Origin of the sequence: Bradyrhizobium hipponense, assembly GCF_008123965.1 — a bacterium.
GTDB lineage: Bacteria > Pseudomonadota > Alphaproteobacteria > Rhizobiales > Xanthobacteraceae > Bradyrhizobium > Bradyrhizobium hipponense.
The window spans coordinates 63,569-84,098 of record NZ_VSTH01000045.1; the positions used below are offsets into that span (position 1 = coordinate 63,569).

Below are 20,530 nucleotides of genomic sequence, written 5' to 3' on the forward strand. Positions count from 1 at the left end.
AGGCGATAAGCCAGCCGCTATTTGGTAAATACCCGCGACCGCGAGGCCCGCCACAGCGTCCACAGAGTGCGTAAGCGCGACGCCGGCTGCGGCGCGAAGGGATTGCGCCCCGGCCGCGACAACCGCTTGAGGTCGGCCCGCGTCTGGCCCATCGGCAGAAACGCGGATCGCGCCGGTGCCGGCACCTCCGCGAGCAACGATGTGGCGGTGGCCAGATGTTGCCGGGCTTCGCCCGCGAGCTGATCCAGCACGGCACGCAGGCTCGGCGTCTCCTTGCCGGCGAAGACATCCTCCATGCCGCAGCCATGGCTGGTCAGAAGCTGCTGCGGCAGGAACAATTGCCGATGGGCGGCATCGCGCGGCAGATTCGCGATGATCTGCACGATCCCTTGAGCCAGCCCGGCATGCCTTGCCAGATGCTCGATTGCAGGCGAAGGCGGCGCCATGATCCGGGCCGCAAGCACAAACAACGCCGAACAGGTCGCATCGAGATAGCCTTCCAATGCCGCCATAGTCGGCATCGGATCATTGTAGAGATCGAACTGGTGCTCGTCGGCGAGCAGCGACAATGGCTCGACCGGCAGGTCGAAATCGCGGATCGCGCGCAGCAGCTCGGCCGCGACCGGATTGCCCTCGGCGCTGCCATGGACATGGCCCGAGAGCATGTCGGTCCACCATTGCAGGCGGATTTCGCCGGGCAAGGGCTGGCTCACCTGATCGCGGACGCGGACGATCTCGACATTGAAGGCATAGAGCGCCAGCAGCGCGCGGCGCTCGGTGGCGGGCGCGAACAGCGTCGCGGCATAGCGCGGAAAATCATGGCTGCGCACGAGATCAGCGCAGAAGGCGACGGCATCGGATGGGGGTGCCGCGTCACTCATGGCACGGCGATCAGCGCGGCCGCGACGCGACGCCGTTCGCCGATCATGATGTTGTAGGTGCGCACGGCGGGGCCGGTCTGCATCGTGTCCAGCACCACTCTGACTGCCTTCAGCGCCTGGCGCAGCTCCAGCGGCGGCAGCCAGACCCCGGTTCCGGTGCCGATCAGGAGCGTGTCGATGCTATTGGCAGAAGTGAAGACCCGCTCCAGCGAATAGCGGTCGATCTTGGTGGGATCCGTCACGTCCCAGGCCCAGATCGCGTCCGGCAGGCAGAGCAGCGAGCCCCGGTGCGACATGCCGGCAAAGGCAAAGCCGCCCTTGCCGTAGGCTTCAATCGGCGCCGAGCGTGGGAAATGCGGTGCGTTGGGATCGCCGGCCATGAGCTTCATCCGAATGGGCTTCTTGCCCTCGCAAACGCCTGCGAGGGCACGCGGTTCGGATCATGCCTTGCTTTTCTTCGCCGGCGTAGCGGCTTCCGCCGCATCCTCGCGATGCTCGCCGACGCCGAGATAGATCAGGACCGGCGCCGCGATGAAGATCGAGGTATAGGTGCCGACCAGCACCACGCCGAACATCATCACCGCGGTGAAGCTATGGATGGCATGACCGCCGAACAGCAGCAGAGCCAGCAGCGCCAGCGTCACCGTGAAGTGGGTGATGATCGAGCGTGACAGCGTCGAGTTGATGGACTCGTTGAGGAGCTGCGGCATCGGCATCTTCTTGTAGCGCCGCAGCATTTCACGGATGCGGTCGTAGATGACGACGGTGTCGTTGAGCGAATAGCCGAGGATGGTCAGAAGTGCGGCGATGCTGGTCAGGTCGAAATCAACTTGGCTGATCGACATGAAGCCGATCGTCAGCACGATGTCGTGCACGTTGGCGATCATGGCGCCGAGCGCGAACTGCCACTCGAAGCGGAACCAAAGATAGATCAGGATCGAGACGATCGCCAGCATCAGGCCGAGCATGCCGTAGGCCAGCAGCTCGCCGGAGACGCGGGGGCCCACCACCTCGACGCGCCGATACTCGACCGAATCGCCGAGCGCGCCGCGGACCTTCTGCACCGCCTCCTGCTGGGCGGCGTCGCCGCCGGGCTGCTCCGCCACCCGGATCAGGACATCGGCCGGTCCGCCGAACTGCTGCAGTTGGACCTCGCCGAGACGCAGCGTATCGAGCGCGCTGCGCATTGCCGCAATATCGGCTGAGCCGGATTTGGCCTGTACCTCGAGCAGCGTGCCGCCGCGGAAGTCGATGCCGAAATTCAGGCCATGGGTGAAGAACAGCGTGATCGCGACGATCGACAGCGCCGCCGAGACCGGGAAGCTGACGCGGCGGAAGCGCGTGAAGTCGAAATGCGTATTGTCCGGGACGATGCGCAGCGACGGCAGCAGGCCGAGCGCGGCCACCACGGTGAGGACGGCAATGAGAATGCCAAGCCCGATGAGAACATAGTGCGTCACGGTCTTAGCTCCTAGATCGGTACGCTCTGCGGCCGCTTCCACCGCACCCACCCAGCCACGATCAGCCGGGTCAGCGTGAAGGCGGTGAACACCGTGGTGATGATACCGATGCCGAGCGTCACGGCGAAGCCGCGCACCGGGCCGGTGCCGATGTAGAACAGCACCGCGGCGGCAATGAAGGTCGTGATGTTGGAATCAAGGATGGTCGCCAGCGCCCGCTTGAAGCCGGCATCGATTGCCGAGATCGCGTTGCGGCCGCCGCGCAGCTCCTCGCGGATGCGCTCGTAGATCAGCACGTTGGAATCGACGGCGATGCCGACGGTCAGCACGATGCCAGCGATGCCGGGCAGCGTCAGCGTGGCATTAAGGAGCGACAACAGGCCGAAGATCATGGCCACGTTGATCGCCACCGCGATGTTGGCGAACACGCCGAACAGCCGATAGGTCAGCAGCATGAAGATGATGACCAGGATCGAGCCGACATAGGCGGCAAGCTCGCCCTTCTCGATCGAGTCCTGGCCGAGGCCCGGACCGACCGTGCGCTCTTCGACCACAGTGAGCGGTGCCGGCAACGCGCCGGCACGCAGCAGGATCGCGAGATCGTTGGCCGATTGCACGGTGAAACTGCCGGAGATCTGGCCCTGACCGCCCGTGATCGGCTCGCGAATGACGGGCGCCGAGATTACCTTGTTGTCGAGGACGATCGCAAAGGGCAGCCCGACGTTTTCCTGCGTGGCCTGCGAGAACTTGCGCGCACCCGACGTATTGAACTTGAAGCTGACGACCGGCTCGTTCGTGCGCTGGTCGAAGCTGGCCTGGGCGTCGGTCAGATCGCCGCCCGCGACCAGCACCTGCTTCTTGACCACGTAGGGTGTCGGCGGCGGCGACGCGCTCATCAGCAGTTCGGATTCCGGCGGCAGCCTGCCCTGCTGCGCCTGATCGGGCGGCACGGACGTGTCGACCATCCGGAATTCCATCTTCGCCGTCTTGCCCAGCAATTCCTTCAGGCGGGTCGGATCCTGAAGCCCGGGGACCTGCACCAGGATGCGGTCGTTGCCCTGGCGCTGGATCACGGGCTCGACGGTGCCGAGCTCGTTGACGCGGCGTTCGACGATCTGGATCGACTGCTCGATGGTCTTGCGCATGCGCTCGATCATCGCGGCCTGCGGTGGGGTCAGACGGATCAGGCCGCCGCCGGCATCGGTTACGTCGAGGTCGCGCTGGCCACTGGACCCTATGAGGCCGCCGAGCGGCTGCGCCATCTCCCGCAGCTTGGACAGCGCGGTCGGCACGTCGGATTCCTTGGAAATGCGAACCTCGACCGCGTCATTGCGCACAGTGAGGCCACCGGTAAAGCCGATCTTGTTATCGCGCAGCACCCGACGACCCTCGTCGCGGATCTGGTCGAGCCTCTCCTTCTTCACGTAATTGCCGTCGACCTCGAGCAGCAGATAGGAGCCGCCCTGAAGGTCGAGGCCGAGCACGAGACGGCGCTGCGTCCAGGCGGGCCAGGTCTTCACCTGAGCCTCGGGAAAGAAGTTCGGGACCGCGCAGAGGCACACGATCAGCGCCGTCAGGACAATCCCGAGCGCCCTCCACCGCGTGAAATACAACATCGACTGGACCTGTCAGATCAGGAGACTTGATATCCTCGCGCGAGCGATCAGCTCGCCGAGGTGTCGTCCTTGGCGCTCTCCTTGGAGCTTTCTTTTTCTTTGGCCGGCTCGCCTTTGGCGCGGACGCCGGAGATCATCTGGCGCATCTGCCGCACGCGGACACCGTCGGAAATCTCGAACTCGATCTGGTCGTCGTCTACGACTTTGGTGACCTTGCCGACGAGGCCGCCCGAGGTCACCACGGTGTCGCCGCGGCGGATGTTCTTCACGAGTTCGGCGTGATCCTTCACCTTCTTCTGCTGCGGGCGCAGAATCAGGAAGTACATGATCACGAAGATCAGGGCGAACGGCAGCAGCGACATCAACATGCTGTTGGTGTCGCCGGCGCCCGCAGCCTGGGCATACGCAGGGGTAATCAGCATTCGGACGATCCTCGTGAGAACGGGGGAAAGCCGGTCAGGCCCTCAGGGCGACCGGTTCGGTCAAATTCGCGCGGACTATAGCGGCCACCGCCCCAATTGCAACGCTGCCAGACCGCCCTTTTGGCCACCTTGCGGCGCGCCTTCCGGCCCGATAAGGCTGCATTCTCAGGAACTTCGGACATGCCCAGAAAACCAAGCAAAAGCCAGGCCGGCAAAGGCCCCCGTACACCTGCCAGAGAGCCCGCCCGCGTCGCGGCAAAACGCCCCACAGGAGCGCCCGTCGACCTCTCCCAGGAGCGCATCGTGCGCGCGCTGGAGACCATTGCGGCGCACCTGTCCGCCCGGGGAAAGCCGGCCGCAGCGTCCGAATCGTTCGAGCGCGCGGATGCCTTTGTCTGGCACCCGGACGGCCGGCTGTCGGCGGTGCCGCGGGTCAGCCGCGTCGAGCTGTTCCTGTTGAAGGGCGTCGACCGGGTGCGCGACATCCTGATCGAGAACACCGAGCGCTTCGCGGGCGGCCTGCCCGCCAACAACGCACTGCTCTGGGGCGCGCGCGGCATGGGCAAGTCGTCGCTGGTGAAGGCAGCCCATGCCAGCATCAATGTGGAGCGCAAGCCTGCGGACAAACTCAAGCTGATCGAGATCCACCGCGAGGACATCGAGAGTCTGCCGGCGCTGATGGAGCAGTTGCGGGCGTCCTCCTTCCGCTTCATCGTGTTCTGCGACGACCTCTCCTTCGACGGCAATGACGCCTCGTACAAATCGCTCAAGGCGGTGCTCGAAGGCGGCATCGAAGGCCGGCCCGAGAACGTCATCCTCTATGCCACCTCCAACCGCCGCCATCTGCTCGCACGCGAGATGATTGAGAACGAGCGCTCGACCGCGATCAATCCCGGCGAAGCGGTCGAGGAGAAAGTCTCGCTGTCGGACCGCTTCGGCCTCTGGCTCGGCTTCCATCGTTGCAGCCAGGACGAATATCTCGCCATGGTGCGCGGCTATTGCAGCCATTTCGGTGTCAAGCTCGACGACGCCACGCTGGAACGCGAGGCGCTGGAATGGTCGACGACGCGAGGCTCGCGTTCGGGCCGCGTCGCCTGGCAATTCGTGCAGGAGCTTGCAGGACGGCTTGGCGTCAAGTTGACGGCGATGTGAGGCGTCGCACGTCGCCACGTTCTCAAGCGTCATCGCCCGCCTTGTGCGCAATTGCGCACTGGAGCGGGCGATCCAGTACTCCAGAGACGATTGTGATCCATCGAGAGGCCGCGGCGTACTGGATCGCCCGGCCGAGCCGGGCGATGACAGCGCGTTGAGCGCCTCACGCCCCGTTCAGGAATTGAAGCGGATCAACCGGACTGGACCCCTTACGGATCTCGAAATGGAGCTGCGGCGACGCCACCTCCCCGGATTGACCCGACTTGGCAATGACCTGACCGCGCTTGATGGTATCGCCGCGCTTCACCATCAGCTCACTCGCATGGGCATATGCGGTGACGTAGCCATTGGAGTGCCGAACCAGGACCAGATTGCCGTAACCCTTCAGCTCGTTGCCGGAATAGGCAACAACGCCATCTTCAGCCGCCTTGACCGGCGTACCCTCGGGCACCGCAAGATTGATGCCGTCATTGGACTTGCCGTTGGTCTTGGCGCCGTAGCTCGTGATCACCTTGCCGCGCACCGGCCAGCGGAAGGTCGGCAGCGCGCTTGTGACTTCCGCAGCTTTCGTCGGCGTCTCGGCCGCCTTCTCTTCGACATTGGCGGTGGCCTGGGCCAGACGGGCGCTCTGCACCGGCGCGGCAACGGCGGCCATCTTGGTTGCGGGCGCGGGAGCGACCGCAACGGGTTGCAGCGTGCCCGCAACAGGAGCGGCCGTGACCGGAGCAACCGGCGCCGCGAGCGCTGCGGTCTTTGCGCCGGGCACGGTCAGCCTGGTGCCGAGCTTGAGTTTTGCCGACGGATCGAGGCCATTGGCGCGGGCGAGCTCGGCCGGCGAGATATGGTTCTTGCGCGCGATGCTGGCGAGCGTGTCGCCGCGATTGACGAAGTGCATGCTCGACGGCGCGGCGACGGCCGCAAGCGGCTTGGCGGCGGGCGCCGTCGCCGGAGCAGCGGCAACCGGAGCCATCGCTGGCGCGGGTGCAGCGGCGGTCGCGCCGGAATGCGGGATGATCAGTTGCTGGCCGGGCGAGAGCGTGCGTGGCCCCTTGTAACCGTTAGCGGCCATGATCGCCTGCGGCGTGACACGATAGCGCTTGGCGAGCACGTCGAGCGTGTCGCTGGTGCCGACGATGATCTTGGTCCCGCCAGCGGGCTGGGTGGCTGCGACCGACCGCGGCGGCACGGTGGCCGTGGTCTCGATATGCGGCTGCGCCGGGGGCGCATAGGACCCCATGCCACGACCGCCTCCAGACACTCCACCACCCGCCGCAACGGGATAGGATTGCGGCGCGGAAACTGCCGGCGGAAGCGGCTGAGACTGATAGTAGCCAGGCTGCGTCTGCGGCCGCGAATATTGCGGCAGCTCACGCTGCTGCGGCGGCGCCGGCTGCACCGAACCGGTCGATTCCGACGCGAAGGGATTGGAGAAATTCGACTGGGACAGCCGCGACGACATGTCGGCGCTGCACCCTGCGAAGCTGAAGGAGATCAGCGCCAGCACCGCGACCTGCGGTACGCGGCGCGAGTAAAGCAACTCGACGACAGCGGACATGGTTACTCACTCGTACGCAACAGAACTGGTGTTTTAAGTAAACACGCGCCGAGTAAATAACGGCTTAACCCTCCCAATAAGATGTTGGCAGCACAGCCGATCCGGAATTCTACAGCTCCCGCGCCACGCCGGGCAGCGCTGGCACGAAGCGAACGTCGACGAGTTCCTTGCGCTTGATCCCGGCTTCGCTGCGGCTGAGGCGGACCAGCGTCTGCACGCCCTGATGGGGGCCGACCGGTGCGATCAGGATGCCGCCGACCTCGAGCCGCTCGACCAGGTTGTCCGGAATCTGCTCCACCGCGGCCGTGACGATGATACGGTCGAACGGCCCGATATTGGCGGGCAGGTTGAGCCCGTCGCCGAGCATCACCTCGACATTGTGACAGTCGAGCTTCTCGAGCCTGGCGCGTGCGGCGTCCGCGAGCTTGCGGTAGCGCTCGACCGTCAACACCTGGCCTGCGAGCCGTGACAGCACGGCAGCCTGATAGCCGGAGCCGGCACCGATCTCGAGCACGCGATGCCGTTTCTGGAGCTGAAGCTGCTCGGTCATGTAGGCGACGACGAAGGGCTGGCTGATGGTCTGCCCGCAGGCGATCGGCAGCGCGCTGTCGCGGTAGGCGCCGTCGCGATCGGCCTCGTCGACGAACAGCTCGCGTGGCACCGCCTCCATGGCGCGCAGCACCGCTTGATCGCTAATGCCTCGACGCCTCAGCGTGAGCTGAAACATCATCTTTTCCTGCGAGTGCTGATCGGAGGTCATAGCTGTCGGTATTCGTCTGGTCAGAGATCCGGATCGAAGTTCTACGGCGCAAATATCTGCGCCGGAATATTGTTCCGGCTCAGGAACCCATGATAGCCTTTCGGCGCAGCATTTGACCACACGGAGCAGCCGCGATCATCATTCGCAGTTTCCGTTTGCCGAAACGCACATTGCGTCCACTGGCGTTATCTGCGAACGTTTAACGGCACGGGCAAGGACTCAATTATGACTGCGACAGGGCTTTCGGGCCGTTCTGTATTCCTCGTCGAGGACGAGGTCATGATCAGGATGATGGTCGCGGACATGCTCGAAGAGCTCGGCTACAAGGTCGCAGCTGAAGCCGGCGATATCACCGAAGCGATGCGGCTTGCCCAGGCGACCGAATTCGACATCGCCATCCTCGACGTCAACGTCAACGGCAAGGTCATCTCCCCCGTTGCCGACCTGATCAAGGCCAAGGGCTGCCCCTTCATCTTCGCGACCGGTTACGGCTCCTCGGGCCTGCCCGAGCAATATCGCGACCGTCCGGCGATCCAGAAGCCGTTCCAGCTCGACGCGCTCGGCAGGACCATTGAAGCCGCGCTTCGCGGCGACTAGCCGCTACTTCCAAACCGTCCCTACTTCCAAGCAGTCCCTATTTCAACGTCTCGCCCAGCGCTTCGGAAAACGCAACGTCGGTGCGATCGAGCCTGAGCGGCGTGACCGAGACGTAGCGGTCGCGGAGCGCGGCGAGATCGGTGCCGTCGGCGGGCGTGTCCATCATCGCCGCGCGCTCGAAGCCGATCCAGAAATAGGGATTGCCGCGGCCGTCCCTGCGCTCGTCGATCCTGAGGAAGCCGAGATTGCGCTTGCCCTGGCGCGTGACGCGGATGCCCAAGACATCCTCCGGCGCGCAGGACGGGAAGTTGACGTTGATGACGGTATCCTTCGGGATGCCTGCCGCGATCACCTTGCGCAAGATGTCAGGCCCAAACTTGCGCGCGGTATCCCACTGCGGCCGCTCGCGCGTCTCGACGCTGAACTCCTGCGACAGCGCGAACGAGGGCAGACCCAGGATGGTGCCCTCCAGCGCGCCGGCGATCGTGCCGGAATAGACGACGTCCTCGGCGACGTTGCGGCCCTTGTTGACGCCGGAGAGCACGACATCGGGCAGCTTGGCGCCGAGGATATGACGGGCCCCCATAATCACGCAGTCGGTCGGCGTGCCGCGCACGGCGAAGTGCCGCGGGCCGACTTCGCGCAGGCGCAAGGGATCGTTCAGCGACAGCGAATGCGACACACCGGACTGGTCGAGCTCCGGCGCGACCACCCAGACGTCGTCTGACAGCGCCCGTGCGATCTCCTCGACGACCTTGAGGCCGGGGGCGTGGATGCCGTCGTCATTGGTGCAGAGAATACGCATGTCCCAGCTCGATTCCGTGGGTCGTCTTCAAGCTGGTCTTATCCGGCTATGACCGATCAGGCAAACTGGCGCCGCATTGGTCAATCGGGCTCTCAGCGGCGAACCCGCCACTGCGGCAAAAATCGTGCAAGCCTGCCCTCTGCACGCAACACGAAGGCCGATGGAACCGGCGGCGGGGCCGGGAGCGGCTCCATCGCAGCGGGCGACGCCGGCAGCGGTTCGGCCGCCACGGGAGCCGGCTCACGCGGAAAGCGCGTGCGCGCCGTTGTCAATGCCCTGTCAAAATCCTCGGTGTTGACCCCGGGCTTGGCCCGCCGGCTCTGCACCAGGCCGTCATCCCAGAGCCGCGCGATCTCGATATCCAGCACGCCGCGCAGGCGCTGGTCGACGGCCTGGATGCCGGCACCTGTCACCGCCCATTGTCTGCCGACCCAGAAGATGTCGTGGTGCAAGGCCATGAATAGTGGTTTCGAGTTGCCGGACGGCCGACAAGATAACCGGCCGACCGATCTTCGCAACCAACCGTTCTGCGTTATGGCCGGGCAATCGCGCCCTATTCGCGCGCGACCACCTTCAGCCCGCCCATATAGGGCTGGAGCACGTCCGGCACGGCGATCGAGCCGTCCTCCTGCTGATACGTCTCCATCACCGCGATCAGCGCGCGGCCGACAGCGGTGCCGGAGCCGTTCAGCGTATGCACGAAGCGCGGCTTGCCGTCCGGTCCGCGCGAGCGCGCATCCATGCGCCGCGCCTGGAAGTCGCCGCAGACCGAGCAGCTCGAGATCTCACGGAACGCGCCGCCGTCGCCCTGCCCGGGCATCCAGACCTCGATGTCGTAGGTTTTTTGCGCCGAAAAGCCCATATCTCCTGCGCACAGCGTCATCACACGGTAGTGCAGGTCGAGCCGACGCAGCACCTCCTCGGCACAAGCCAGCATCCGCTCCAGCTCGTCCATGCTGGCCTCGGGCGTCGTGATCGAGACCAGCTCCACCTTGGTGAACTGGTGCTGGCGGATCATGCCGCGGGTGTCGCGCCCGGCAGCGCCGGCCTCGGCGCGGAAGCACGGCGTCAATGCGGTCAGTCGCATCGGCAATTGCTTCTCGTCGAGAATGGACTCGCGCGCGAGGTTGGTGAGCGACACTTCGGCAGTCGGGATGAGGCCAAGGCGCTCGGTGCGCAACCGCATGTGGTCGGGCGCCTCCAGCAGTTCGCCCCTGATCGCCCAGAACTGATCGTCCTCGAATTTCGGCAACTGCCCGGTGCCGAACATCACCTCGTTGCGCACCAGCAGCGGCGGATTAATCTCGGCGTAGCCATGCTCGGTGGTGTGAAGGTCGAGCATGAACTGGCCGATCGCGCGCTCGAGCCGTGCGAGCCCCTTCTTCAGCACGACGAAGCGCGCCCCGGAGAGCTTTGCCGCCGCCTCGAAATCCATGTAGCCGAGGGCCGTGCCGAGATCGTCGTGCAGCTTCGGCGCGAAACTGTAATTGCGCTTGTTGCCGAACACGTGATGCTGCACGTTGCCGTGCTCATCGACGCCATCGGGCACTTCGTCGAAGGGCAGGTTCGGGATCGCCGAGAGCTCTTTCGTCAGCTCTTCGTCGGCTGCCTTGGCGGCGGCCTCGAGCTGCGGCATCGTGGTCTTCAGCTCCGCCACCTCGGCCATCAGCTTGGCCGCGCGGGCCTCATCCTTTGCCTTCTTGGCGTCGCCGATCTCCTTCGAGGCGGCATTACGCCGCGCCTGCGCCTGCTCGGAGGCCAGGATCGCCGCGCGCCGCTTCTCGTCGATCGCGAGCAGGAAGGCCGACAACGGCTTCAGGCCGCGCCGAACAAGCCCGGCGTCGAAAGCTTGCGGATTGTCGCGGATCGATTTGATGTCGTGCATGGCTGATGTCCCGTCATGGCCGGGTTTATCCCGGCCATCCACGTGTCTGCCGCCTTAGATCAAGTCGTGGATGCCCGGGTCAAGCCCGGGCATGACGAATCATGGGCTGAGCATGGATATGATAGAGCGAAAAGCGCCCTACTCCGCCGGATTGGTGCTCGACGATGCGCCGGTGCTGGAGGCCGCCTGCGAAGCCGCCGCCTTCTTCTCCACCATCCCAACCGCGATGATCGAGCCCTCGTAGAGCGCGAGCAAGGGGATCGCGAGCGAGCACTGGCTCAGCACGTCCGGCGGCGTCAGCACGGCCGCGATGACGAAGGCGATGACGATGAAGTAGCGGCGCTTCTCACGCAGCATCTTCGCGGTGATGATGCCGATGCGCCCCAGCAGCGTCAGGATCACCGGAAGCTGGAAGGCGATGCCGAAAGCGAAGATCAGGGACATCATCAGCGAGAGATACTCGCCGACCTTGGGCAGCAGCTGGATCTGCGCGGTCTCGTCGCTGCCGGCCTGCTGCATGCCGAGCGAGAAGCGGACCAGCATCGGCAGCACGACGAAATAGACCAGTGCCGCGCCCAGCACGAAGAAGAATGGGGTCGCCACCAGATAAGGCAGGAAGGCCTGCTTCTCGTGCTTGTAGAGCCCCGGCGCCACGAACTTGTAGATCTGCGTCGCAATGATTGGGAACGAAATGAATCCGGCGCCGAACAGCGCGAGCTTGAGCTGGGTGATGAAATACTCCAGCAGCGCCGTGTAGATGAACTTCGAATTCTCCGGCCCCGCGACCCAGACGAACGGCCAGACCAGCACGTTGTAGATCTGCTTGGCGAAGAAGAAGCAGAAGATGAAGGCCACGCCGAAGCCGAGCAGCGCCTTGATCAGCCGCGAGCGCAGCTCGATCAAATGGTCCATCAGCGGGGCTTTGCTGGCCTCGATATCGGCGTCGCTCATGACGCTTTGGCGTCCTTGATCGCCTCGGCTGGCGCGGTGTCCTGGGTAACCGAGGTTTGTGTGACCTGCGCCTGCTCGACCTCGCGGGTGATGGCGAGCGGTTCGCTCGCCGCCGCATGTGTCTCCGCCTCGACAAACGTCGCGGGCGTCGGGGCTTCCGGAGTCGTCGGAATGATAGGCGCTTCCGTTGAAGTCGCCGCCGTTTCACTCGAAGTCGCCGGCGCTTCGCTTGAAGTCGCCTGTGCTTCGACAGCGGCGGTCGCGGAAGTCTCTGCGGGCTTGTCGAGCGCATCGACGCGCAAGGCGTCGCTGACGTCCTTCTGGAGCGAGGTCATCAAATTGTTGCCCGCAAAGCCGGTGGCTGCTTCCTTGACCTCGTCAAAGCTCTTCTTGAGGTCGGCCATCTCGGCCTCGCGCATCGCTTCCTGGAACTGGCCCTGGAATTCGGCGGCCATCTTGCGGGCCTTGCCCATCCATTGTCCGACCATGCGCAGCACGCCCGGCAGCTCTTTCGGGCCGATGGCGATCAGGGCAACGACCCCGATGAGAACCAGTTCACTCCACCCGATGTCGAACATGAGGTCTTCCGTTCAGGCCAGCCGCGACCGGCCCAATCCTCTCCACACGGGATCGGGACCGCCCGCGTCCACCTGCTCTTTGGCTCAGACGGCCTTGCTGCCGACGTCGGATCGTGCCGCGGTCGGCGCGGCAGTGTGCTCGATGGACTTGGACGGCTCGGGCTTGTCGGCGACCTTGTCGTCGTCCTGCATGCCTTTCTTGAAGGCCTTGATGCCCTGCGCAACGTCGCCCATCAGATCCGAAATCTTGCCGCGGCCGAACAGCAGCAGGACCACCGCGATCACCAAGATCCAGTGCCAAATGCTAAGCGAACCCATCCTGCAACCCTCCAAACGCGCATGGCCGGGACCCCGGCCGATCTTCACCGAAACCTAGGCTTCGCAGGTGTCAAAAACAAGGACCAAGGCAGCGCCAATTCGCTGTTGGCGCTACGTAATCTTGCTAGTGTTAACTGGTCGCAGGGCTCGTAGAAGGACGGAAAGTCAGCCTTCGCTGCCACCCTCGTCGCCGCCTTCCGGCGTCTCCGGCTCGACCGCGGGGGCCAGCGCAAGATCGAGGTCGTCGCCCGGTTCCAGCGGATCTTCGTCCTCGCGCAGCGCCGGGTCATCGGACGGCGTCGGCACGCTGAATCCGGTCGGCAGACGCGAGTCCAGAAGGCCTGTGCCCTTCAGCTCCTCGAGGCCCGGCAGATCGCCAAGCTGTTCCAGGGTGAACTGCGACAGGAAGTCCTCGGTGGTTCCGAACGTCAGCGGACGGCCCGGCGTTTTGCGACGGCCGCGCGGCTTGATCCAGCCGGTCTCCAGCAGCACGTCGAGCGTGCCTTTGGAGGTGACGACGCCGCGGATTTCCTCAATCTCGGCACGTGTCACCGGCTGGTGATAGGCGATGATGGCCAGCACCTCGATCGCCGCGCGGGACAGGCGGCGGGTCTCGGTGCTCTCGCGCGTCATCAGCCAGGCGAGATCGCCGGCGGTGCGGAACGTCCATTTGTTGGCGACGCGCACGAGGTTCACCCCGCGCGAGGCATATTCGGCCTGCAATTGCGCGAGCGCGGCCTTGACGTCGACGCCCTCCGGCATGCGCTTGGCCAGCGTCGCGGTATCCAGCGGTTCACTCGAAGCAAACAGCAGCGCTTCCAGCAGCCGCAACTCCTCGGGACGTGCCTGGGATTCGTTCTCCACCGGCTCGGCCTCGTCTACCCGCACTTCAGCCAGGCTTGCCATGGCAGCTTCTCCTTCTTGCACTTAACCGACCGGCGCATCAGGCGCAGGAGTTGCTTCTGGGACCGGTTGATGGCGCCCTTTTCGGAAATAGATCGGCGCAAACGCCTCTTTCTGGTTCAGCTCCAACGCCCCTTCCCGCACCAGCTCGAGCGCGGCGGCGAAGCTCGAGGCGAGCACCGTCGCGCGCTGCGTCGGATCGGCGACGTGCCGGAGCAGAAAGTCGTCGAGAACGCCCCAGTCATCCTGTTCGGTGATGCTGCCAACCAGCCGCTCCAGCGTGGCGCGCGCCTCGGCGAGCGACCACACCGTGCGCTTGGCCAGATGCACGCTTGCCAGCACGCGCGACTGGCGCTGCGAAGCATAGGCAGTGAGCAGGTCGTACAGCGTCGCCGTGTACTTCGGATGCCTGATCTCGGCGATCTGCTCCGGCTCGCCGCGCGGAAAGATGTCGCGCAGCAATTGCTGCCTGTTCATCAGCCGATTGGCGGCTTCGCGAATGGCTTCGAGCCGGCGCAGCCGATTGGCGAGCGCGGTCGCCATTTCTTCCGCGCTCGGCCCCTCCGCCGAGGGCGGCTCCGGCAGCAGCAGGCGCGATTTCAGGAAGGCGAGCCAGGCCGCCATCACGAGATAGTCGGCGGCAAGCTCCAGCCGGATCTTTCGCGCGGCTTCGATGAAGTGAAGGTACTGGTCGGCCAGCGCCAGAATCGAGATCTTGGACAGGTCGACCTTCTGCTGCCGCGCCAGCGCGAGCAGCAGATCGAGCGGGCCTTCATAGCCCTCGACGTCGACAACCAACGCCGGCTCACCCTCGGCGAGCTCTGCGGGCCGCCCGGTTTCGAATGAAAGAATTTCTGCGCTCATGCGGATGCCGTGTTTGCCCGTGCGATCAATGCGTCCAATTCGGCGCGTGCGGCCGCGCGATCGAACGGTTGCGGCGCCTTGCGTGCCGCGAGCGCGGCTTTCGCCCGCTCCAGCGCTCTGCCCGACAATTCCGGCGTCTGGGCGGCGACGTCGCGCATTTCCTCGATGTTGCCGTTGCAGTGCAGAGCCATGTCGCAGCCGGCCACGAAGATCGCGTGGGTGCGTTCGGCAAGGCTTCCCGCCAACGCATTCATCGACACGTCATCACTCATTAACAAACCCTGGAACCCGATTACGCCGCGAATCACCTGAGCGATCATTGTCGCAGAAGTCGTCGCCGGATGGGCGGGGTCGACGGCGCTAAACACAACATGTGCAGTCATGGCCATCGGAAGGTCCGCGAGTGGCTTGAATGCAGCGAAGTCGGTCCGTTCCAGCTCGTCCATCGGCGTATCAACGCTCGGCAGCTTGAAATGGGTGTCGGCAGTCGCTCGTCCGTGGCCGGGAATGTGTTTGAGAACCGGCAGCACGCCGCCCTGCTCCAAGCCGTCTGTGACCGCGCGAGCGATCGCCGCGACCTTGCCCGGCTCGGTGCCATAGGCGCGATTGCCTATCACGGCATCGGCCCCCGGAACCGGCACGTCCGCCAGCGGCAGGCAGTCCACGGTAATGCCGAGATCGGCAAGATCAGCCGCGATCAGCCGGGCACTGAGGCGCGCTGCAGTCAGCCCGAGAGCCGAATCAGTGTTGTATAATTTCGCGAAAACGGCGCCCGGCGGATACACCGGCCAGTGCGGCGGCCCCAGACGCTGCACCCGTCCACCTTCCTGATCGATCAGGACCGGGGCGTCGGCAACGCCTCTAGCGTCCCGCATTTCCGCAACCAACGCCGTAACTTGAGCCGGAGTCTCGATGTTGCGCTTGAAGAGGATGAAGCCCCACGGGCGCTCGTCACGGATAAACTCCCGCTCGGCGGCGGTCAGTTCCGTTCCGGATACGCCGGTAATGAAAGCCCGCGTGGTCATAAGGGCCGATTAACCCTGCCCCGTGGAGGGGTCAAGGAAACCGCCGTTAATTCCTCTGGATGAAGCAGGCAGACAAGCCTGCGGATTTCAAATTGTTGCAGGCCTGCGTCGCCTCTTCGGCCGAACCGTAAGGCCCAGCGAAGGCCCGGTAGACGATTCCCTTGCCCTTGTCGGTGAGATCGACCCGCTTGATCACCGGCGCGCGGGATCCCAGCACGCTGCCGTACTTGCTCTGGAGCACGCGGTAAGATGCGGCCGCGCTGTCCTCGCTCTGCTGCGACGAGACCTGCACGACGTAGCCGCCGCCACCGCCACTGCTCGCGGGCGCGATCTGCGTCGGATTGGTCGCAGCCATTCGCTGCGGCGGCTCTGATGCCGGGGCCGATTGCGGCGCGAGCGAGAGCGGCTGATTGGCGCTGGCATTGGCCGAGGTCGGCGGGCTGCGCGGCGCGGCCGGTGCAGCAATAGGTTTCGGCGCAGCTGCCGGCTTGGCAGCTGCCGCGGCTTGCGACGCCGTGCTGTCGGTTTGATCGCCCTTCACTGCGACCGTCCTGATCGATCGCGGTGCATTGTTCGGCAGCGTGCCGTTGCTCGCGGTCGGCCCCGCGCTCGGCAGGATCGTGGAGGGCGAAACACTCGCGACCGGCGGGGGGTTCGCATTCTGATTCAGCGGCGGAAATACGACGCGCGGACCGCCCGCCTTGGCGTTGACGTCGACAGGCGCCTCCTCGCGCGGCACGATCTTCTCGGAGCCATCGCCGCTGACCATGCGGTCGGGCACCTTCGCTGAGGAGTCCGACGGCGCCGGCACGACCTTGGTCGGGGTGTTGTCGGCCTTGATGATCGGCGGCTCGCCGCTGCGGGGTGAGCCCATGTAGGTCTTGTAGGCGAAGGCAGCGCCGGTCCCGACCACGGCAAGCGCCAGGATGGCCGCGACGGTCATCATGCCGCCGCGCGACTTCCTGGGCTCGTCGAGATCGGCTTCGGGATAGTCGCTCTGGAATGCGTAGGGATCATCCGGATAGGCCGGATCGCGTTGATACTCCTGCTCGCCCGCCTCGAGCCGGCCGTAGAGCGCATCGTCGTAGCGCGACGGATCGGGCTGCTGGTGCGGCTCCTGATAGGCCGGCTCCTGGTAGGCTTGAGCGTGATGCGCCTGATCTTGATAGGGCTGATTTTGATCGGCCTGATCCTGATAAGCGTGATCCCGATACGCCTGCGGCTGATGAAAATCAGGCTCGGCTGCGGCGGGCTGGGCTGAATAGCGATGCAACGGATGAACCGGGTTCACGGAGACGGGATAGTCGGGCTCGGGTGCCGGTGCCGGCTGCACGTTGGCGCGGCGCATCCATGATGGCGGCCCTGGCGGAGGCGCGCCCGGCTCGGCATAGTCCTGCTGATAGCCGTTCTGCGGATCTTCATCGTCCTGATAGCTCTGTGCGGGTGCAGGCGCGGCGGGCGGCTTCGCGCTGGGGCGCCCCTGCGCCGCGAATGGATCGGTCTGCCCGATCAGACGAGCGAGCTCAGCCAAGGGATCGCTCTCTGTCCTCCCATGCTGGCCGCCACCGCGACCATAGTCGTCGGAGGGAAACGGTCTGTCCTGATATCGATCGGCCATCGTGATGATGCGTCCCTTCGGGAAAGCCGCGCGCCCCTCGACCAAGGCGCGGCCTTCGACCCACAAGGCTTTCAACCAAATCCAAGCGATCCGGCTTCTGCCGGTATCCCCAACATTCCCCTTAAGTAGTTCGCCCCAAACTACCGCATCTCGTCCGGGGCATGGACGCCGAGGATGGCGAGGCCCGATGCCAGGACCGAGACGACGCCCTGGACCATGGCCAGCCGCGCCTTCGTTAGATCTGCATCATTATTGATAATGAAGCGTAAATAGGGCAAATCGCGCCCCTTCGTCCAAAGCGCATGAAATTCGCTGGCTAACTCATAGAGATAGAAGGCAATTCGGTGCGGCTCGTGGGCCGCGGCGGCGGCTTCCAGCGTCCGCGGATAAATTGCGAGCCGCTTAAGAAGATCTAGCTCGACCGGGTCGGACAGCCGTTCCACCGCCGACTCACTGAGCCAAGCGATGCGCTGGCCGGTATCCCCGGGGAGTTCCGGGAACACCTCGGCGCGGGCGTTGCGGAAGATCGAGTGGCCGCGGGCATGGCCGTACTGCACGTAGAAGACCGGATTGTCGCGCGACTGCTCCATGACCTTGGCGAGGTCGAAATCCAGCACCGCGTCGTTCTTGCGATAGAGCATCATGAAACGGACGGCGTCCTGGCCGACCTCATCCACGACCTCACGCAAGGTGACGAAGTCCCCGCTCCGCTTGGACATTTTCACCGGCTCGCCGTTGCGCAGCAGCTTCACGAGCTGGACAATCTTGACGTCGAGCGCGCCCTTGCCGGAGGTCGTCGCCTTCACCGCCGCCTGCATGCGCTTGATGTAGCCACCATGGTCGGCGCCCCAGACGTCGATCATCTCGGCGAAGCCGCGGTCGAACTTGTTCTTGTGGTAGGCGATGTCGGAGGCGAAGTAAGTGTAGGAACCATCCGACTTGATCAGTGGACGATCGACATCGTCGCCGTAGGCGGTCGCCTTGAACAGGAGCTGCTCGCGGTCCTCCCAATCCTCGATGGGCGCGCCCTTCGGCGGCGGCAGGCGGCCCTCGTAAATGTCGCCCTTGGCGCGGAGGAAATCGATGGTCTCGGCGACCTTGTTGTTACCGCTCTCGATCAGCGAGCGCTCCGAGAAGAACACGTCGTGGCGGATGTTGAGAGCCGCGAGGTCGTCCTTGATCTCGTCCATCATCATGGCAATTGCCTTGGCGCGCACGGTCGGCAGCCACTCGGCTTCGCTCATCGCGACGAGCTTGTCGCCGTGCTCCTTCGCCAGCGCCGCGCCGACCGGCTTCAGATAGTCGCCGGGATAGAGCCCGTCCGGAATGGCGCCGATATTCTCGCCGAGCGCCTCGCGGTACCTCAGGAAGGCGGAGCGTGCGAGCACGTCGACCTGCGCACCGGCATCGTTGATGTAATATTCGCGCGCCACGTCATGGCCGGCGAACTGGAGCAGGCTCGCCAGCGCGTCGCCGAACACCGCGCCACGGCAGTGGCCGACATGCATCGGCCCGGTCGGATTGGCCGAGACGAATTCGACATTGACCTTGGAGCCGCCGCGGACGCGGCCGTAATCGGCCCCTTCGCGCAGCACCGTCCGCAGTGCCTCCGCCCAGGCGGCGGGCTTCAGCGTCAGGTTGATGAAGCCGGGACCGGCGATGTCGACCTTTGCGATCAGCGTGTCGGCGCGCAGGCGTTCGGCAATCTGCTCGGCGAGGTCGCGCGGTTTGGCCTTTGCCTCTTTCGCAAGCACCATGGCGGCGTTGGTTGCCATGTCGCCATGGGAGGGATCACGCGGCGGCTCGACCACCACGCGCGACAAATCGATGCCCTCGGGCCAGCCGGCCTCCGCCGCGAGTACGCGGCAGACGGCGTGCACGCGCGCGAGCACGTCGGCGAACAGATGCAGCGATGAGGATGTGTCGGGCATGGCCGCCGCCTAACGCAAATCCGGGGTCGAGTCAAAGAGCCGCTGGTGCTCGGTCAGGGCGAAACGGTCGGTCATTCCGGCAATGAAATTGCCGATCCGGCGGGCCCGGTCGCCCTCGTTGTCGCTGTCCGCTCCTACCAGCCATTCCGGCGGCAGCTCGTCCCGCGATTTCAGGTATTTGGCGAACAGATCGAACAGGATCTGCTCCGCCTCCCCCATTACCCGCATCACTCGCTCGTGGCGGTACATGTGCTGGTAGAGAAAGGCCTTGATGGCGGCCTCCTCCTCGGCAACGGCAGCGGGGAACGAGACCAGCGGCCGGCTCTGCTGCCGCACATCCTGGGCCGATTGCGGTTTCGCGGCGGCGAGGTTGTTCTGCGCCTCCGCAAACACCGCGCCGATCAGGTGCGAGATCAGCTCGCGCACCAGCTCGGCGCCACGCCTGACGTCTTCGAGATCGGGATAATGCGCTGATGTCTCCGCAATGATTTCCGCGGTCAGCGGCATCACCTTGAGATCTTCGAGGTGGAACAGGCCAGCGCGCAGGCCGTCGTCGATGTCGTGGGCATCATAGGCGATATCGTCGGCGATCGCCGCGACCTGCGCTTCGAGCGATGCGAAGCTCCAGAGCTCAAGATCGTAAGTCCTGATGAAGTCGGCGATGCCGACGGGAATGCCGTGCTCGCGATAGCGCCCGACCGGCGCGCCGCTGCGGTCGGTCAGCGGTCCGTTATGCTTGACGATGCCCTCCAGCGACTCCCAGGTCAAGTTCAATCCGTCGAACTCGGGGTAGCGGTGTTCCAGCGCGGCGACGACGCGCAGGGTCTGGGCGTTATGGTCGAAGCCGCCGAAATCCGCCAGACAGGCGTCCAGCGCCCGCTCGCCGGCGTGGCCGAAGGGCGGATGGCCGAGATCGTGGACGAGCGCCAGCGTTTCCGTGAGGTCTTCGTCGAGCCCGAGCTGCCGGGCCAGCGCCCGGGCGATCTGCGCCACCTCCAGTGAATGGGTCAGCCGGGTGCGGTAGTGGTCGCCCTCGTGGAACACAAACACCTGGGTCTTGTATTTGAGGCGGCGGAACGCAGTGGAATGGATCACCCGGTCGCAATCCCGTCGGAACGGGCTGCGGGTCTGGCTCGGCGGCTCCGCGACCAGCCGGCCACGGCTGCGGTCGGGGTCGCAGGCATAGGGCGCACGGGGGGCAGCCATTCC

21 protein-coding genes are annotated in these 20,530 nt (G+C 65.1%); 2 read left to right on the forward strand and 19 right to left on the reverse strand.

Features of this window, described 5'->3' with window-relative positions; genetic code table 11:
* Nucleotides 1-17: 17 nt before the first annotated feature.
* Genes FXV83_RS13795 through yajC form a run of 5 tightly spaced genes read right to left on the reverse strand, consistent with a single transcriptional unit; the run spans nt 18 to nt 4,379 of the window.
* Nucleotides 18-881 (reverse strand): phytoene/squalene synthase family protein, encoded by an 864-nt coding sequence (locus FXV83_RS13795; protein ID WP_148739733.1) that lies wholly within the window; start codon nt 879-881, stop codon nt 18-20.
* Nucleotides 878-1,261, reverse strand: a complete 384-nt coding sequence (locus FXV83_RS13800) for an Mth938-like domain-containing protein (protein ID WP_148739791.1) — start codon at nt 1,259-1,261, stop codon at nt 878-880. Before FXV83_RS13800 ends, FXV83_RS13795 begins: the two co-directional genes overlap by 4 nt.
* A gap of 60 nt (nt 1,262-1,321) precedes the next feature.
* Entirely contained in the window at nt 1,322-2,341 is a 1,020-nt protein-coding gene (gene secF / locus FXV83_RS13805) for a protein translocase subunit SecF (protein WP_148739735.1), read from the reverse strand.
* 11 nt (nt 2,342-2,352) lie between these two features.
* On the reverse strand, nt 2,353-3,957 hold the full coding sequence (gene secD, locus FXV83_RS13810) for a protein translocase subunit SecD (protein WP_148739738.1): 1,605 nt from the start codon (nt 3,955-3,957) through the stop codon (nt 2,353-2,355).
* 47 nt (nt 3,958-4,004) lie between these two features.
* Nucleotides 4,005-4,379 carry a preprotein translocase subunit YajC gene (gene yajC, locus FXV83_RS13815; protein ID WP_148739740.1) on the reverse strand — a complete coding sequence of 125 codons (375 nt, stop codon included), beginning with the start codon at nt 4,377-4,379 and terminating at the stop codon, nt 4,005-4,007.
* A gap of 180 nt (nt 4,380-4,559) precedes the next feature.
* Here yajC and FXV83_RS13820 point away from each other — a divergent pair, with 180 nt between their 5' ends.
* Complete coding sequence (locus FXV83_RS13820; protein ID WP_148739742.1) at nt 4,560-5,531, forward strand: ATP-binding protein; 972 nt, start codon at nt 4,560-4,562, stop codon at nt 5,529-5,531.
* 163 nt (nt 5,532-5,694) lie between these two features.
* On the opposite strand, the gene FXV83_RS13825 is transcribed toward FXV83_RS13820, so the two are convergent.
* Together FXV83_RS13825 and FXV83_RS13830 are read right to left on the reverse strand one after the other, a co-directional pair.
* Nucleotides 5,695-7,086 carry a LysM peptidoglycan-binding domain-containing M23 family metallopeptidase gene (locus FXV83_RS13825; RefSeq protein WP_148739745.1) on the reverse strand — a complete coding sequence of 464 codons (1,392 nt, stop codon included), beginning with the start codon at nt 7,084-7,086 and terminating at the stop codon, nt 5,695-5,697.
* A 109-nt stretch (nt 7,087-7,195) separates the two neighbouring features.
* The gene (locus tag FXV83_RS13830; RefSeq protein WP_148739747.1) at nt 7,196-7,846 is read right to left on the reverse strand and encodes a protein-L-isoaspartate(D-aspartate) O-methyltransferase; all 651 of its coding nucleotides are present in this window, start codon (nt 7,844-7,846) and stop codon (nt 7,196-7,198) included.
* Nucleotides 7,847-8,071: 225 nt separating this feature from the next.
* Here FXV83_RS13830 and FXV83_RS13835 point away from each other — a divergent pair, with 225 nt between their 5' ends.
* A complete protein-coding gene (locus FXV83_RS13835) occupies nt 8,072-8,443 on the forward strand; it encodes a response regulator (RefSeq protein ID WP_148739749.1) in 372 nt (123 codons plus the stop codon).
* A 37-nt stretch (nt 8,444-8,480) separates the two neighbouring features.
* Here the strand turns inward: FXV83_RS13835 and surE are convergent, their stop codons facing one another.
* From surE to FXV83_RS13895, 12 genes are all read right to left on the reverse strand, one after another.
* A complete protein-coding gene (gene surE, locus FXV83_RS13840) occupies nt 8,481-9,248 on the reverse strand; it encodes a 5'/3'-nucleotidase SurE (RefSeq protein WP_148739751.1) in 768 nt (255 codons plus the stop codon).
* A gap of 92 nt (nt 9,249-9,340) precedes the next feature.
* Nucleotides 9,341-9,706 (reverse strand): hypothetical protein, encoded by a 366-nt coding sequence (locus FXV83_RS13845; RefSeq protein WP_148739754.1) that lies wholly within the window; start codon nt 9,704-9,706, stop codon nt 9,341-9,343.
* A gap of 95 nt (nt 9,707-9,801) precedes the next feature.
* Complete coding sequence (serS, locus tag FXV83_RS13850) at nt 9,802-11,133, reverse strand: serine--tRNA ligase (RefSeq protein WP_148739756.1); 1,332 nt, start codon at nt 11,131-11,133, stop codon at nt 9,802-9,804.
* A gap of 138 nt (nt 11,134-11,271) precedes the next feature.
* A complete protein-coding gene (gene tatC / locus FXV83_RS13855; protein ID WP_148739758.1) occupies nt 11,272-12,084 on the reverse strand; it encodes a twin-arginine translocase subunit TatC in 813 nt (270 codons plus the stop codon).
* Nucleotides 12,081-12,662: a Sec-independent protein translocase protein TatB gene (gene tatB, locus FXV83_RS13860; RefSeq protein ID WP_148739760.1), complete on the reverse strand. Its 582-nt coding sequence runs from the start codon at nt 12,660-12,662 to the stop codon at nt 12,081-12,083. Before tatB ends, tatC begins: the two co-directional genes overlap by 4 nt.
* Before the next feature lie 84 nt (nt 12,663-12,746).
* Nucleotides 12,747-12,980 (reverse strand): twin-arginine translocase TatA/TatE family subunit, encoded by a 234-nt coding sequence (locus tag FXV83_RS13865; RefSeq protein WP_148739762.1) that lies wholly within the window; start codon nt 12,978-12,980, stop codon nt 12,747-12,749.
* A 165-nt stretch (nt 12,981-13,145) separates the two neighbouring features.
* Nucleotides 13,146-13,886 (reverse strand): SMC-Scp complex subunit ScpB, encoded by a 741-nt coding sequence (scpB, locus tag FXV83_RS13870; protein WP_187435882.1) that lies wholly within the window; start codon nt 13,884-13,886, stop codon nt 13,146-13,148.
* Between the two features lie 21 nt (nt 13,887-13,907).
* Nucleotides 13,908-14,747 (reverse strand): segregation and condensation protein A, encoded by an 840-nt coding sequence (locus tag FXV83_RS13875; RefSeq protein ID WP_148739766.1) that lies wholly within the window; start codon nt 14,745-14,747, stop codon nt 13,908-13,910.
* Entirely contained in the window at nt 14,744-15,772 is a 1,029-nt protein-coding gene (nagZ, locus tag FXV83_RS13880) for a beta-N-acetylhexosaminidase (RefSeq protein WP_148739768.1), read from the reverse strand. Before nagZ ends, FXV83_RS13875 begins: the two co-directional genes overlap by 4 nt.
* 46 nt (nt 15,773-15,818) lie before the next feature.
* The gene (locus tag FXV83_RS13885) at nt 15,819-17,390 is read right to left on the reverse strand and encodes an SPOR domain-containing protein (protein ID WP_148739793.1); all 1,572 of its coding nucleotides are present in this window, start codon (nt 17,388-17,390) and stop codon (nt 15,819-15,821) included.
* 140 nt (nt 17,391-17,530) lie between these two features.
* Nucleotides 17,531-19,321 carry an arginine--tRNA ligase gene (argS, locus tag FXV83_RS13890; RefSeq protein WP_148739770.1) on the reverse strand — a complete coding sequence of 597 codons (1,791 nt, stop codon included), beginning with the start codon at nt 19,319-19,321 and terminating at the stop codon, nt 17,531-17,533.
* 9 nt (nt 19,322-19,330) lie between these two features.
* The gene (locus FXV83_RS13895) at nt 19,331-20,527 is read right to left on the reverse strand and encodes a deoxyguanosinetriphosphate triphosphohydrolase (protein ID WP_235939551.1); all 1,197 of its coding nucleotides are present in this window, start codon (nt 20,525-20,527) and stop codon (nt 19,331-19,333) included.
* Nucleotides 20,528-20,530: the final 3 nt, after the last annotated feature.